At 45.5% G+C, this 13,807-nt stretch carries 15 protein-coding genes; 8 read left to right on the top strand and 7 right to left on the bottom strand.

Going from position 1 to position 13,807, the window contains the following annotated elements; genetic code table 11:
• The first annotated feature begins 313 nt into the window (after positions 1-313).
• Both ACKWCA_RS12085 and ACKWCA_RS12080 read left to right on the top strand, forming a co-directional pair.
• Positions 314-787, top strand: a complete 474-nt coding sequence (locus tag ACKWCA_RS12085) for a hypothetical protein (RefSeq protein ID WP_413978456.1) — start codon at positions 314-316, stop codon at positions 785-787.
• Positions 788-864: 77 nt separating this feature from the next.
• Positions 865-1,278, top strand: coding sequence for a DUF3592 domain-containing protein (locus ACKWCA_RS12080; protein WP_413978455.1), 414 nt, complete (start codon positions 865-867; stop codon positions 1,276-1,278).
• A 48-nt stretch (positions 1,279-1,326) separates the two neighbouring features.
• Here the strand turns inward: ACKWCA_RS12080 and ACKWCA_RS12075 are convergent, their stop codons facing one another.
• On the bottom strand, positions 1,327-2,436 hold the full coding sequence (locus tag ACKWCA_RS12075; protein ID WP_413978454.1) for a DUF2911 domain-containing protein: 1,110 nt from the start codon (positions 2,434-2,436) through the stop codon (positions 1,327-1,329).
• 210 nt (positions 2,437-2,646) lie between these two features.
• Between ACKWCA_RS12075 and leuC the strand changes: the two genes are divergently transcribed.
• The 6 genes from leuC (at position 2,647) to ACKWCA_RS12045 (ending at position 8,248) form a co-directional block, all read left to right on the top strand.
• Complete coding sequence (gene leuC, locus ACKWCA_RS12070; RefSeq protein ID WP_413978453.1) at positions 2,647-4,062, top strand: 3-isopropylmalate dehydratase large subunit; 1,416 nt, start codon at positions 2,647-2,649, stop codon at positions 4,060-4,062.
• Between the two features lie 190 nt (positions 4,063-4,252).
• On the top strand, positions 4,253-4,849 hold the full coding sequence (gene leuD / locus ACKWCA_RS12065; protein WP_413978452.1) for a 3-isopropylmalate dehydratase small subunit: 597 nt from the start codon (positions 4,253-4,255) through the stop codon (positions 4,847-4,849).
• Position 4,850: 1 nt separating this feature from the next.
• A complete protein-coding gene (locus ACKWCA_RS12060; protein WP_413978451.1) occupies positions 4,851-6,365 on the top strand; it encodes an alpha-isopropylmalate synthase regulatory domain-containing protein in 1,515 nt (504 codons plus the stop codon).
• A 54-nt stretch (positions 6,366-6,419) separates the two neighbouring features.
• Positions 6,420-6,767 carry a four helix bundle protein gene (locus ACKWCA_RS12055; protein WP_413978450.1) on the top strand — a complete coding sequence of 116 codons (348 nt, stop codon included), beginning with the start codon at positions 6,420-6,422 and terminating at the stop codon, positions 6,765-6,767.
• Positions 6,768-6,844: 77 nt separating this feature from the next.
• The gene (gene leuB, locus ACKWCA_RS12050) at positions 6,845-7,903 is read left to right on the top strand and encodes a 3-isopropylmalate dehydrogenase (RefSeq protein WP_413978449.1); all 1,059 of its coding nucleotides are present in this window, start codon (positions 6,845-6,847) and stop codon (positions 7,901-7,903) included.
• 45 nt (positions 7,904-7,948) lie between these two features.
• The gene (locus ACKWCA_RS12045) at positions 7,949-8,248 is read left to right on the top strand and encodes a DUF1905 domain-containing protein (RefSeq protein WP_413978448.1); all 300 of its coding nucleotides are present in this window, start codon (positions 7,949-7,951) and stop codon (positions 8,246-8,248) included.
• Positions 8,249-8,521: 273 nt separating this feature from the next.
• Here ACKWCA_RS12045 and ACKWCA_RS12040 read toward each other — a convergent pair whose 3' ends face one another.
• The 6 genes from ACKWCA_RS12040 to ACKWCA_RS12015 all read right to left on the bottom strand — a co-directional run bounded on the left by ACKWCA_RS12040 (position 8,522) and on the right by ACKWCA_RS12015 (position 13,498).
• Positions 8,522-9,052, bottom strand: coding sequence for a hypothetical protein (locus tag ACKWCA_RS12040; protein ID WP_413978447.1), 531 nt, complete (start codon positions 9,050-9,052; stop codon positions 8,522-8,524).
• A 17-nt stretch (positions 9,053-9,069) separates the two neighbouring features.
• Positions 9,070-9,459: an ester cyclase gene (locus tag ACKWCA_RS12035; protein WP_413978446.1), complete on the bottom strand. Its 390-nt coding sequence runs from the start codon at positions 9,457-9,459 to the stop codon at positions 9,070-9,072.
• 9 nt (positions 9,460-9,468) lie between these two features.
• Entirely contained in the window at positions 9,469-9,861 is a 393-nt protein-coding gene (locus tag ACKWCA_RS12030; protein WP_413978445.1) for an ester cyclase, read from the bottom strand.
• A 203-nt stretch (positions 9,862-10,064) separates the two neighbouring features.
• On the bottom strand, positions 10,065-10,934 hold the full coding sequence (locus ACKWCA_RS12025) for a helix-turn-helix domain-containing protein (protein ID WP_413978444.1): 870 nt from the start codon (positions 10,932-10,934) through the stop codon (positions 10,065-10,067).
• Between the two features lie 165 nt (positions 10,935-11,099).
• The gene (locus ACKWCA_RS12020; RefSeq protein WP_413978443.1) at positions 11,100-11,951 is read right to left on the bottom strand and encodes a DUF4493 domain-containing protein; all 852 of its coding nucleotides are present in this window, start codon (positions 11,949-11,951) and stop codon (positions 11,100-11,102) included.
• 125 nt (positions 11,952-12,076) lie between these two features.
• On the bottom strand, positions 12,077-13,498 hold the full coding sequence (locus ACKWCA_RS12015; RefSeq protein ID WP_413978442.1) for a TPM domain-containing protein: 1,422 nt from the start codon (positions 13,496-13,498) through the stop codon (positions 12,077-12,079).
• Positions 13,499-13,807 lie beyond the last annotated feature (309 nt).

The raw sequence follows: 13,807 nt of genomic DNA, 5'->3' as shown, positions 1-13,807 counted from the left end.
TTTCATGATATAGGCTTATAATGGTACGCCGTGTCTATACCCAATTGATCAATATTGAAATTAGAGTAGTTGATTTTATTGTCCAATAAATACCAATAGGTCATCTAAATACTTTTCCTACAATTCATACGATTTCGAAAAAACTTACGTTTGATAAAGGATTCCGGAATATATACTACAAATAACTTCCGCATATCTACTGAAATTAGGGGTTTCGATTTCGCCCATTACCGGGATGCCCAGATGACAGAACGTAACGAATTTTGTCCCTAAGCAATAAACCAATCAAATAATCATTTAAACCCCCAGTAGTATGAAAATCACAATTACCATTTTTACCCTAGTAGCAGCGCTTTTTTCGCAACTTTCATTTGCCAAGGCCAGAATACCCATTCCTTACGGAACAGCCGACAAAATCATCAAAATGGTCGATTTACCAGACCAAGAGGAATTTCAATTAGAAGATGGACGGTATTTCGATATCGGCAGTTACTACACGATCAACCATATCGTTTGGTTGGCCTACAGTAGTTCTGAACCTCAAATTGTGGGATACGTTGAAGATAGTGATGAATATCTGGTCTTTACCCCGGAAGAATTGAAACAAATCGCCGAAATCGCCAATGTTGAAATTCCCGCCGAGGCCGAAGTGTCTTTTATGCATAGCGTCGGTGGCAAGATCATCCTCGGGATTATCGGTCTATTTGTGATACATGGCATCTACTCGTCCTACTTTTCAAAAGACCAAGAGGAAGAGAAACAGCATGATTCAGCTGAAACCGCTTAAATACACCCTAATTAAATGTCTTCCTATGACGTATCACGGCCTAAGCGCTTGTGGTACGTTGTAGGTATACCGCCACCATGAAGAAATCAGACCTCATAGCCATTTTGGTCGTTGTTGGTTTCGTCATTGTGCAGGCTCGCGCCGCAAATAACGTAGCTCCCGGACCCACGCAATGGATCGAAACCGAAGCTGAAGTATTGGAAACAAGATCTAAGCTTAGAAAAAGATCGAGCTACACCTATGCCCGAGCGTCATTTACGGCAGCGAATGGTCACACATATGAGACCGAAGTCAGATTGTGGTCCATTCCATTGGTAGGTCGCAACTTGGCTCCTGGTGATACCCTCACCATTCGCTATAATACCAATAATCCGGTAATCGCTCAAACCCCTTTTGCTCATTTTATTGATTCGTACGGACTGTATATCTTAATTATCATCGGTGTATTTTTTAGCATATCTCGTTTGCGAAAGACCTATATGCCCAAATAAAAAACCCGCGTATGAATGCGGGTTTAATGCTATCAAAAAAGTTCAGGACTAATTGATATCCTCACCTTTTTCCAACTGCACGAGATATCCTGCAATCGCGTCTTTATTGGGCTGATCCGGAGCACGACCTGCCGCAATTTTAAGGTGCTTTAAGGCTGTTTTATAGTTGCCCATTGCCGCATGTGCACGAGCTAATCCAAAATCGACCGGCCATTGGCCTTTGTGATTTTTGGCATTGTGTTTAAAAATTTTCATCGCACGTTCCTTGTCGTTTTGCGCGATCAATTGTCTTCCATACGCATGGGTCTGGAAAACCGTAGCCATACCCAGGGCCTCGTCCATCACCGCATTCGCTTCAGCCGTCTTTCCCTGCTTGGTCAAGATGCCGGCCTTGATGCTCAGGTTGTTGAAGTTTTTCTGGCTATAGAACTGTCCTTCAATTGTTCCATTGATCCAACCAAGTGCCTCATTGAGGTCACCATCATTATTCAGGGCGTAATTGGCCGCTTGTTCCCAAGTCTGTCTGTTGAATCCTGGGGAGTTCTGTAATTTCTGTCGAATATCGTTCAACACGATAGTCGGCACATCTACTTCGACCGTAAAGGGAATCTGTTTTTTCTCCCAATTCAAGGCTACCGTAGCCGTGGTTGCCGTGACATCATTTATAGAAAAGGTCAATTGTTCGGTATGGGCAACCTCCTTCGTCGTCACATCAACTTTTAGGGCATCTTCCGAAGGCTCGTAAAAATAACTTCCCCAGGCCGTATGGTTCTTCGAAAAGATAATGGTGGCCCCGCCATCTTCTTTGATGACCATGTGGAGTCCGTAGGTGCCGGCTGCCAAATCTTTCCCTTCGATTTTCACATCGCTACTGAACTCAATGATCGTATTCTCATTGGCCCCGGCCCGCCAAGGAGATTCTTCGGCTGTACCGAAACCTAAATTATTCATTCCATAGGGCACTAAGGCACCCCAAATTTCGCGTCCGTTGACACTAGGCCTTGAATAGGTGACCGTAATATCGGAAATGCCGACACGCTGTGATACGGTAGCAACCTGGCTACCTGACGGAAGGTTCAATTGCCCCATCACGGGGGTCGCGAATAAAAGCAGGATAAATGACCATACCCAAATGGCCTTCTTGTACACTTGTTTCATTTTGATTGATTTAGATTGTTGAAATATTAATTTGATTGCAAAATAAGATAACTACATGACCAAGTTCAAATCGTTAGCATTATGTTAAACTCTAAGACAGCGGTGTTAATATTTTTTGTATTTGCTGTGGTTGAACATCGTAATTTAGGGCAGTAGAATTTCTTAAAAACACCTTGTTTCATTAGCTTTGCTAGCTTCTAATTTGAAACTATGAGTGCAAAAAAGACACTATTTGATAAAGTTTGGGATTCTCATGTGGTCCATCAAATCGAAAACGGACCCGATGTGCTTTTCATCGACCGTCACATGGTTCATGAGGTGACCAGTCCTGTCGCTTTTTTAGGATTAAAGAATAGAGGGATTCGCGTTCTGCACCCTGAGAAGACATTTGCCACGGCTGATCATAATACGCCGACCATCAACCAACACTTGCCCGTCGCGGATCCGCTTTCGGCCAATCAATTAAAAATGTTGGAAGAAAATGCCAATGAATATGGTATTTCGTATTGGGGTCTGGGCCATGAAAAAAACGGGATCGTACATGTGGTAGGTCCGGAATACGGTATTACCGTACCAGGAGCGACTATTGTTTGTGGGGATTCACATACCTCTACCCACGGGGCTTTCGGGGCCATTGCTTTCGGAATAGGAACGTCAGAAGTGGAAATGGTACTGGCCTCACAATGCATCATGCAGCCCAAACCCAAACGAATGCGCATCAATATTACCGGGGAATTGCAGTATGGGGTGACTCCAAAAGACGTTGCCCTCTTCATTATCTCAAAGCTGACCACTTCAGGAGCTACGGGATATTTTGTGGAGTATGCAGGTGACGTGTTCAAGAATATGACCATGGAGGGACGTATGACCGTCTGTAACCTTAGTATTGAAATGGGAGCCAGAGGCGGAATGATCGCGCCAGACGAGACCACCTTCCACTATATCAAGGGGCGGGAGTTCACTCCAAAAGGTGCCGACTGGGACACCGCCATGGACTATTGGCAAACCTTATACACAGATGAAGACGCGATTTTCGATAAAGAATTGACCTTTGACGGTTCGTCCATCGAACCAATGATCACCTACGGTACCAATCCCGGGATGGGGATGGGCATTTCCAACGACATTCCGACATCCGATATGGTTCAAGGCGGGGCGACTACCTATAGGAAATCGCTACAATATATGAAGTTCGATGAGGGCGATTCCATGATCGGAAAACCGATTGATTTTGTTTTCTTGGGTAGTTGTACCAATGGCAGAATCGAAGATTTTAGGGCATTCGCCTCTATTGTTAAGGGACGAAAAAAAGCGGATAACGTAACCGCCTGGTTGGTTCCCGGAAGCCATAAGGTAGAAAGCGCTATCAAGGAGGAAGGTATTTTGGATGTACTAACGGAAGCGGGTTTTGAACTACGCGAACCCGGTTGTTCGGCCTGTTTGGCGATGAACGATGACAAGGTGCCCCCTGGGAAACTTGCGGTAAGTACGTCCAACAGAAACTTTGAAGGACGACAAGGCCCAGGTTCACGAACCCTATTGGCAAGTCCACTCGTCGCCGCGGCGGCGGCGGTTACCGGAAAGGTTACAGATCCAAGGGAGTTAATGAAAGAAGAGTTCGTATAGCGAACTTGCTTCTAGCTATCGGCTGCTAGCCTTTAGCTGGTGCACAAAATAGTAAATAACCTCGGGGCAAGCCCGCGAGGCATTAGAAGGAAAATTAACATTGATTTCGACGCAAGCGTCGGAGCATTTTAAATCTCGATTATCGAGTAAAGGTAGCGGCCAATGGCCAAATAGCAAAAAGCAAAAAAAAATGGCATACGATAAATTCAATATTCTGACATCAACGGCAGTTCCATTACCGATAGAGAATGTGGATACCGATCAAATCATACCTGCCCGTTTCTTAAAGGCGATAGAGCGCAAGGGGTTTGGAGACAATCTTTTCCGTGACTGGCGGTACAATCAAGACAATTCCCCAAAAGAGGATTTCGTCTTGAACGATGCCACCTATACCGGAAAGATTCTGGTCGGTGGTAAGAACTTCGGTTCCGGTTCCTCACGCGAGCACGCGGCCTGGGCGGTGTATGACTATGGGTTCCGATGCGTCATCTCTAGCTTTTTTGCGGATATTTTTAGAGGAAACTGTCTGAACATCGGCGTACTTCCGGTTCAAGTAAGTGCCGAGTTTCTTCAAAAGATATTCGGGGAAATCGAGAAGAACCCTGCTGCGGAATTCGAAGTCAACCTTCCTGAACAAAAAGTGACCATTTTGACTACAGGGGAAAGCGAATCTTTTCATATCAATGACTACAAAAAGGGAAACATGACAAACGGCTTCGACGATATTGACTACCTATTGAACATCAAAGACGGTATTCAGGAGTTTGCGAAGACAAGGCCTTTCTAAAATGAAAAAGCGCTATTTGGAAATCATGGACACCACCCTTCGTGATGGTGAACAGACCTCTGGGGTATCTTTTACAGCATCAGAAAAGTTGACCTTGGCGAAGCTTTTGCTTGACGAGCTCAAAGTGGACCGAATTGAAGTGGCTTCCGCCCGTGTCTCCGAAGGTGAGCTTGAAGCAGTGCAACAGATTACCGAATGGGCCGCGACCAAAGACCTTTTGGATCAAATTGAAGTACTGACCTTTGTAGATGGTGGCGTTTCCTTAAAATGGATGGAGAAAGCCGGAGCGAAATCGCAAAACCTCTTGACCAAAGGGTCATTGAACCATCTGAAATACCAACTCAAAAAGACTCCTAAAGAACATTTTGCCGATATCGCGAAAATTTTCAAGTCAGGGGAACAAAAGGGAATCATCAATAATATCTATTTAGAGGATTGGAGTAACGGTATGCGCAATTCCAAGGCATATGTATTCGAATTTTTGGATTTCCTCGCTACCCAACCCGTTAAACGGGTTTTGCTTCCCGATACACTAGGAATTATCACCTATACAGAGACTTTTGACTTTCTCTCGGAAATTATATCGAGACATCCTGATATGCATATCGATTTTCATGGTCATAACGATTATGATCTCGGCGTGGCGAATATCATGGAAGCCGTTAAGGCCGGATGTCATGGATTGCATCTTACGGTAAACGGAATGGGAGAACGCGCCGGAAATGCTCCGATGGCAAGTGCCATTGCCGTGATCAACGACTTTTTACCTGAGGTAACCATCAATGTGAACGAAAAAGCACTCTTTAAAGTGAGCAAATTGGTTTCGGCGTTCACTGGGGTGGGCATACCGTCAAACAAGCCCATCGTAGGTGATAGTGTTTTTACACAAACTGCTGGAATACATGCTGATGGCGATAGCAAAAAGAACCTTTACTTTAGCGACTTAATGCCCGAACGTTTTGGAAGAAAACGAAAATATGCACTGGGTAAAATGTCCGGTAAAGCGAATATTCAGAAGAATTTACAAGAATTAGGACTGACCTTGAACGATGAGGAACTCAAAAAGGTCACCGCCCGGATTATCGAACTCGGGGACAAAAAAGAACGCGTTACCAAAGATGATTTGCCCTATATCATTTCCGATGTATTGGATACGGATTACCAGCAAAAGGTTTTCGTAAAGTCGTATGTTTTGACCCATGCCAAGGGATTGCAACCGTCCACTACCCTATCCTTGGAGATCAACGGAAAGACTTATGAGGAGAATGCCTCTGGTGATGGGCAGTATGATGCCTTTGTGAATGCCTTACGAAAAATATACAAATCACTGCAACTTGAATTGCCCAACTTGGTCAATTATGCCGTGCGCATTCCCCCGGGAAGTAATTCCGATGCACTTTGTGAAACGATAATCACTTGGGAACTTAATGGTAAGGAACTCATCTCAAGGGGATTGGATTCAGACCAAACCGTAAGCGCAATCAAGGCTACCGAGAAGATGTTGAATATCATCTAAAAGCGAATCGCGAATCACTTTTCGCCGTGCGCTTATACTGGATTGAGTAAAACTATGAGAGATTATAGAAAATATAAAGTTTGGGAACTAGGTCATGAAGTGACGTTGGAAATCTACAGATTAACTCGAAGTTTTCCAAAAGAGGAAATGTACGGTATGGTCAGTCAAATGAGAAGAGCCTCCAGTTCGGTTCCAGCAAATATAGCTGAAGGGTGTGGTAGGGAATCAGACGCGGAATTCAGGCGATTTCTCATTATAGCCCAAGGTTCGGCGAATGAATTGGAATATTTCACAGTCCTCGCAAAGGACTTAAGATATTTGGAAACACCATTTTTTTCAAACCTAAATGATAAAGTAGATAAATTAAGAAGAAGTTTAAATAGCCTAATAACGAAACTCTAAATACTAAAACTGCGATAAACGATTCGTGAATTGCATTTAGCGATCAGCGTATAGCGTTTTCGCACAGCGAAAAAAACATGAAACTAAACATAGCCCTTTTAGCCGGAGACGGAATCGGACCGGAAGTTATCGACCAGGCAGTCAAAGTCTGTGATGCCATAGCCAGAAAATACCAACATGATATCACTTGGCAGCCCGCCTTGACGGGAGCCGCCGCTATTGATGCGGTTGGAGAGCCTTATCCCGATGAGACCCATGAGGTCTGCGCCAACGCGGATGCGGTCTTGTTCGGTGCTATCGGACATCCACGCTTTGATAATGACCCTTCAGCAAAAGTGCGTCCAGAACAAGGCTTACTAAAGATGCGTCAAAAATTAGGTTTGTTCGCCAATGTGCGGCCTACTTTTACCTTTCCTTCCCTTATCGATAAATCCCCTTTGAAGCGTGAACGCATCGAGGGTACCGATTTGATCATTCTACGGGAACTGACCGGAGGTGTTTATTTTGGCGAACGCGGTCGAAAAGACAATGACAACACGGCCTATGATACGATGACCTACCAGCGTTTTGAAATCCAGCGTTTGGCAAAAAAAGGTTTTGAAATGGCCATGAAGCGTTCTAAAAGACTGTGCTGTGTCGACAAGGCGAACGTGTTGGAATCCTCAAGATTATGGAGAGAGACCGTACAGGCCATGGAAAAAGACTATCCTGAGGTCGAAGTCTCCTATGAATTCGTCGATGCCGTTGCCATGCGTCTGGTGCAATGGCCCAGTTCGTATGATGTCATGATCACCGCGAACCTTTTTGGGGATATCCTGACCGACGAAGCATCGGTCATATCAGGTTCCATGGGCTTAATGCCCTCTTCCTCTGTTGGGAGTAAGGTCTCCTTGTACGAGCCTATTCACGGATCGTATCCACAAGCAGCCGGAAAGGATATTGCCAATCCGTTGGCTACCGTACTTTCCGCGGCTATGCTCTTTGAGGATATGAATTTGACCGAAGAGGCCCAAGCCATTCGCGATGTGGTCAATACCTCACTGGCAGAAGGTATCGTGACCGAAGACCTTGCGGAAGGTGGTAAAGCCTATAAAACGTCAGAAGTTGGGGATTGGTTGGCCCAGAATATTCAGTAGGGTCCTACCTCATTCCATAATTAATGCTAGTCAACCCTAGTTGCTATGAGTGGTACCATTTCCTATAACTTTACCGCAAAGGTCTGGAAACATGGAGCTGCAGGTGGGTGGCATTTTGTGTCCCTACCCACGAAAGTATCCAAAGAAATTAGGGCATTATTCGGGAAGCACGAAGAAGGCTGGGGAAGATTGAAAGTCGTTGCCCTTGTTGGCGATACCCAATGGAAAACCGCCATTTGGTTCGATACAAAAGGGAATACCTATCTTTTGCCCCTTAAAGCGACGGTTCGCAAACAAGAGCGTATGGTCATTGGGGAAGTCAGGGAAATTACGATTCTTATCTAAAACAAGTGACCTTGCGAAAATATCCGGAATGGGCAACTCAAGTTGTCTATATTAAACTCTTTCAAGAACTATACGCACCCCTCCAGGAAGCTCGGGAAAATTAAGAAAATACGGTCAGTTCGAGCGGAGTCAAGAACAAGGTGATTACTGACGAGCATCTCGACTGCGCTCGATGTGACAGACGTACATTGGATGTGATAGCCTTCCATTTGAGATGAGAATTTCAGTTGCTAAAACTTCCGATTTCGGCTATTCGAATACGGCTCGATGATGCTAATATTTTACCGCTTCCAAATCTTCGAGGATCCCGGTGAAGTCCTTAAGCATGCCCCATTTCTCACCAAATCGTCCGTCGACGACATCGAAATACCAGACTTCGTCCCAAGAAAGTTCTTGGTTTTTTGGTTCAAAAGCGGCAATGGCTTCGTCCCCATAACTGCCACTTTCGATGGGATAGGTCGCTCCATAGTTCGCGGTAATCCCGAGCCAAACGATACACTCCTGACCATCGACCGCCATATGCTTTATGGTTGAACTGTAGTTTGTGTACGACTCTCGAAACACCGTATGTTCCTTAAGAAATGCTTCGGAATCCGCTGGTAGGTATTTCAGGATTTTTGTGTTCCAGTCCGGACTTTTTAAATCATTGAGATATCCTTCAATGAATGTTTTAGTACGCGCCTCGGTCTGTACCAGGGCTTCATGTTCCGCTACCGCAGCTTTAAGTTTTTGGTTTTCCGCCGTGTGGGTCTCTGCACATGAGACCAAGACCATCACGATGAATAGAAGAAGTTTGTTTTTCATACGAATCGGTGAATAAGTTATGCTGTGGTTTGGGCTTGCATGACCCCCAATTGCTCCATTAAGATCATTTGATCCGCCACCAACCACATATCGGTTATTTTTTCATTTTCAATGGTATAGCGAATGACAAAGGGCAGATCCATTTGGCCTCCGGTGGGCGGTATCCCTTGGTATTCCCCTTTATGGGTACCCGTAGCCCTTCCATAAACAATGACCCGATTGCCTTCGGTGATCATTTCCATGATAAAGAGTTCATACTTCGGAAAAGCACGGTCGAAAAATTGAATATGGTCGATCAGTTTTGGATCTTCCATAAAGCGTTCACATAGTTCCCGGGTCTTTTCAACACCCGATATCGCATTGTAATACTTGATAATGAACGCTTTGTTCTTCTTTAGTTGGTCCATAGTTCGTGCTTAATTTTCAACGGTTTGAGGTTCCATAATACCCAATTGTTCCAACAACAACATCTGATCTGCAATCAGCCAATGGTCCACTATTTTTTCCTTCTCTATCGTATAACGCACTGCAAACGGTAAGTCCATTTTTCTTCCAGTTGCTGGAATTCCGTTAAACGCACCTGTATTGACCCCAGTAGCTCTACCTTGGATCAAGACTTTATTCCCTTCGGCCATGATTTCCTCGATAAACAATTCGTATTTCGGGAAAGCACCTTCGAAGAATTCGATATGCGCTATCAAATTTTCATCAGAGGTATACTGTTCGGATAATGCCCTGGTTTTCTCATTCCCGGAAATGGCATTGAAATATGTAATGATAAACTCTCTGTTCTTTTTTAGCTGTTCCATAGGATTGTTATTTACTCGATAATCGAGATTTAAAATGCTCCGACGCCTGCCTGTCGGACAGGCGGGCTTGTGTCAAAATCAATGTTACTTTTACTTCTAATGCCTCGCGGGCTCGCTCCGAGGTTATTTACTGTTATCGGACAAGGATAAAGGTAGGAACGCTATGGTATGGAAAATTGACCGTAGGTTGCGAAAAATTGCACTTAGGTTACATTTCTGCTTTTGACGAAATCAGAGGGATTAAAACCGAACTCCTTTTGGAAGGATCGCGTAAAGTGGCTCTTGCTGGCAAACCCGACCTCATAGCATACCTCGCTTACGTTCAAATCTTTATCTTTCGCCTGCAACAGGCCTTTCGCTTTTTCCAATCGCGTGAAACGCAAATACCGTTGCGGTGACATTTGGGTCAGCGCCTTGATCTTGCGAAACAATTGCGTTCGACTCAAGGCCATAGCATCGGCCAAGGTATCTACCTTAAAATCAGGATTCGATATATGCGATTGAATCACAGCGTTCACCTTTTTCAAAAAAACGCCTTCGGTGCTACTTTTTTGCTCCGCGGCCTTGACCATATTGTCCGTATTCGAGAAATGTGTGGTCAGGCGTTTGACCACGGCCGCATAGTAATTCGGGTATTTTTTGGGAAGCAACGTACCCTTGCTGTCCTCTTTTTTGAGAAAAGAACCCTGGGCATTTGTCGGTATGGATACCGTAAATCGGGTGCCGCTCTTCTTTCGTTCTACCAGAAGTCCGTTTTTGACGGAGGACAGTAGCTCACCCAATTTCGATAGGTCGACCCCCGTATTCTCAATGGCCAATAGGCAGCGACCAGTATGCTCGTTGCACTGGCCTATGGACACCGTGACCTGATACGATTGTGGTGTATAGGTAATCACACGACTGAGCAGCACAGTGATTTCCGATAAGGTCTCTTCGGGATTGTAGGAGGCTTGCAAATGCGACACTTCCGATTCAAAAACCAAACCCACCTCTTGTGCAGCGGCATAGGGCTGCAGGCCTGTAACCAGACCACGGAATAGGGGGACTAAATCTGCAGTGACATGAAATCCCATCGAAACGATCGCTATAGTTAGTGTTCACAAAAGGTATCGTTTTTTTTCACAAAATGCCAATACTTTTTAGCGATGGTCAGCAAGACCGCAGCCGAATGCTACCCATTTTAGGGCTTCCTTAGGCAAATGTGCGCTTAGGATTACCGACTGAATCGTGCTTTTTTCTCAATTTGGAAACGTAATGATTTCCGTGAGATCCTCTTCAGAGGCAATGGTGACATTTAATGATGTGGTGGTGGGATCGGCCATCTCTACATTGATCGTATACTGTTGATTTCCTGTTGCGCCTTTGATGACCCGTGAGACCCGTATGTCATCTCCCGATGGTCCTGTTGCAGAAATAAGGATGAACAACTCTCCGGTGTGTTCGGTAAAACCGGAAGTGTGATTTCCCGAAAACAAACTATGGTATCCCCGACGGCCATTATCGACGACCTCATATCGTAAGGGTGTCGGAAATTCCGAAAAGATGGATGCGGGCAGTTGAGACCTGGCCACATAGGCCGATACATCAGGATATGCCGCCACAATAGCACTGGAGAAATTTACCGTGGTGGCCAAATCCAATAGTTTCAAAACGGGATTCAATTTCGTATTCGTAGCCGCTACGATTTCAAAATTCGGAATATAATCGCCGTACACCCCTTGATCAAAACGCACGTCGCTTAAGGGAAAGTTCGATAGCAACATCGAATAGTTGCCCGCCGGCAGCTCAATGTTCGTAGGCAGATCACGATAGTTCTCGGAAACGAAAATGGTCTGTCCGTCGACACTGGTAATCTCGACCAGCATCAAATCCAACGCTTCCTCCAAGGTCAAGGCCCGCGCTGTCGTGATGTTTATCGCGCCCTTCAACTGGGCGGTAATGCTGAGGGTGCCCTTGTCCACTTCAGCAGCAGTAGGTTCATCAATTTCCGTTTGGGTAAGAACGGCCTCAGCTAGATTGTCTTTTTGACAATTTGAGGCGAGCAGTGCAACGATGACCAAACAACAAAAATACTTTAGACTATGTATCATGATTTCTTCTGTTAAGGGTTACTGATCTTTAAGGCTTTATGTAGTGGCCAAAAAAAGGTTAACCCATCACAAGAAAATTTTGAATGTCGTTTGAATACTTTAAGGACTTTCGTTGTAAAGCGGGACTACCAACTTACCCCTGCCCCGCCCCCACCGGAACTGCCTCCCCCAAAACTGGATGAGGAGGAACTGCTGCTCGAAGAAGATGAAAAAGAGCTGCTCGACGAAGATGAAGTGCTACTGGAACGGACTTTGCGTGGGAGGGTGATCTCTTTTTCCTCCTGATAATTGCAGTTGCGGCATTCGTAGGTGTCGATACGGGTACCGGCATGGTCGTAGGTCGCCGAAACCACCACCAAAGAGGTCCGCTTGCCAAAGGTTTGATACCCACATTGCCGACATGGGGTATAGTCCCGGCCATTGGGACCCTCATATTCCAAGATCATCACATCGCTTTGATCCTCGGTCATCCACACATCATAGAGCACTGATTTCAGTTCCTCTTCCAAGAGCTGCACCTCTTCCAAAAAATCGATTTCATCGTAATTGGAAAGCAGGCTCATCGGTTGCCCGTTCTTTTTGCTAAAACGGGGCGCGTAGCGGTAGTGGTCCAAACGCTTTTTGGTCATTCGGGCAAAGAACAGCATGGGTAGCGGAAAGAGCATATCGGTACACCCGAACTTTAATTGGTACAACCGCAGGTATTTGTCGTAATAATCATCCTTCGAACGTTGAATGGCAAATGCTTGACCGAAATACCAAAAGCCCATGACCAAGCAGATCATTCCGTAGAGGACCAACAACAGGTGGTACCATTGCCATACAAAGGCCGGTGCCTCATGCAACACCCCATAGCCATAGACGTCATCGATGGCCTCGGGACGTTCTAAAAAGGAGATAATCCGAAGTACCGCCTGTTCGATACCGCCTGCATAATCCCCTTGCCGAAAAAGGGGTACAATTTCATTTGTCCCGATCCGATAGCAGACCACATCGGTCAAAATGCCCTCCAAACCATAACCCACCTCGAATTCGGTACGACGCTGGTCCATCACGGTCAAAATCAATAGTCCGTTATCGGTATCGGCCTTTCCGATGCCCCATTTTTCGAAGAGGGCCACCGCAAAGCTTTTAGGGATGTCTTGTCCGATACTCGGGAGTAGTACCACGGCGACTTCCACGGAGGACTTTTGCTCGAGTTCATACAACCGTTCATTGATCCGCTGCTGCGCGCCCGAATCGATAAGCCCTGTGGGGTCGACGATGGAGCCCAAGAGCCCGGGACCACGGGGACTCGGTACGGTTTCTACCGTATAGACCTCAATATCGGGGTCGTAGGTGGGTGATATAAAAATGGGATAGGTCAGTGCTTCGGCCTCTAGGCGTTGGCGTTCCAACATCCGGCGATAGGCATCTTCGGTAATGGAATCGAGATCCGGGGCCGGACTTTGCTGGGAGAAAGCGGTAAAGGGGAAGACCACTAGTAAGAGTATCGTAAAAAAGGAAAAGGGCTGTCGCATAAGTTGTCTCCATAGGAACGTTTTCAAAGCTAGAAAATTATCAAGTGCGGTGTACCCCTGAAAGTCGGGTAGGATTCGCAAATGATGCCATACGCGATGGATTACGGATTTTCGTAAGGGATTTGTGGGATTTTATGTAAATTCGGAATGGTATTGGAGTCATAACCGGCGGCAGGGCCAAGGGGATGCTATCTGGTCGCCAAAATAGTTATTATCACACCAAAACGGAATGGACGAAATGGATACCCCTATGTATCACTTTGAGGCTCATGGGGGCCTATAAAGATGTATTTACATCGATATAAACAAGTTGTGCCCAATGCGGAAAAACACAAT

Source organism: Maribacter corallii, from assembly GCF_047345415.1.
Lineage (GTDB): Bacteria > Bacteroidota > Bacteroidia > Flavobacteriales > Flavobacteriaceae > Maribacter_C.
This window is presented reverse-complemented; position numbering and strand designations above follow the sequence as displayed.

Bases quoted from the DNA above. Each gene is read 5' to 3' on its own strand.
- ACKWCA_RS12080 (WP_413978455.1), top strand. From the start codon at position 865: ATGAAGAAATCAGACCTCATAGCCATTTTGGTCGTTGTTGGTTTCGTC.
- ACKWCA_RS12055 (WP_413978450.1), top strand. From the start codon at position 6,420: ATGAGAGATTATAGAAAATATAAAGTTTGGGAACTAGGTCATGAAGTG.
- ACKWCA_RS12060 (WP_413978451.1), top strand. From the start codon at position 4,851: ATGAAAAAGCGCTATTTGGAAATCATGGACACCACCCTTCGTGATGGT.
- ACKWCA_RS12075 (WP_413978454.1), bottom strand. From the start codon at position 2,436: ATGAAACAAGTGTACAAGAAGGCCATTTGGGTATGGTCATTTATCCTG.
- ACKWCA_RS12030 (WP_413978445.1), bottom strand. From the start codon at position 9,861: ATGGAACAGCTAAAAAAGAACAGAGAGTTTATCATTACATATTTCAAT.
- ACKWCA_RS12040 (WP_413978447.1), bottom strand. From the start codon at position 9,052: ATGAAAAACAAACTTCTTCTATTCATCGTGATGGTCTTGGTCTCATGT.
- ACKWCA_RS12035 (WP_413978446.1), bottom strand. From the start codon at position 9,459: ATGGACCAACTAAAGAAGAACAAAGCGTTCATTATCAAGTATTACAAT.
- ACKWCA_RS12025 (WP_413978444.1), bottom strand. From the start codon at position 10,934: ATGGGATTTCATGTCACTGCAGATTTAGTCCCCCTATTCCGTGGTCTG.
- ACKWCA_RS12020 (WP_413978443.1), bottom strand. From the start codon at position 11,951: ATGATACATAGTCTAAAGTATTTTTGTTGTTTGGTCATCGTTGCACTG.
- ACKWCA_RS12045 (WP_413978448.1), top strand. From the start codon at position 7,949: ATGAGTGGTACCATTTCCTATAACTTTACCGCAAAGGTCTGGAAACAT.
- leuD (WP_413978452.1), top strand. From the start codon at position 4,253: ATGGCATACGATAAATTCAATATTCTGACATCAACGGCAGTTCCATTA.
- ACKWCA_RS12085 (WP_413978456.1), top strand. From the start codon at position 314: ATGAAAATCACAATTACCATTTTTACCCTAGTAGCAGCGCTTTTTTCG.
- leuB (WP_413978449.1), top strand. From the start codon at position 6,845: ATGAAACTAAACATAGCCCTTTTAGCCGGAGACGGAATCGGACCGGAA.
- leuC (WP_413978453.1), top strand. From the start codon at position 2,647: ATGAGTGCAAAAAAGACACTATTTGATAAAGTTTGGGATTCTCATGTG.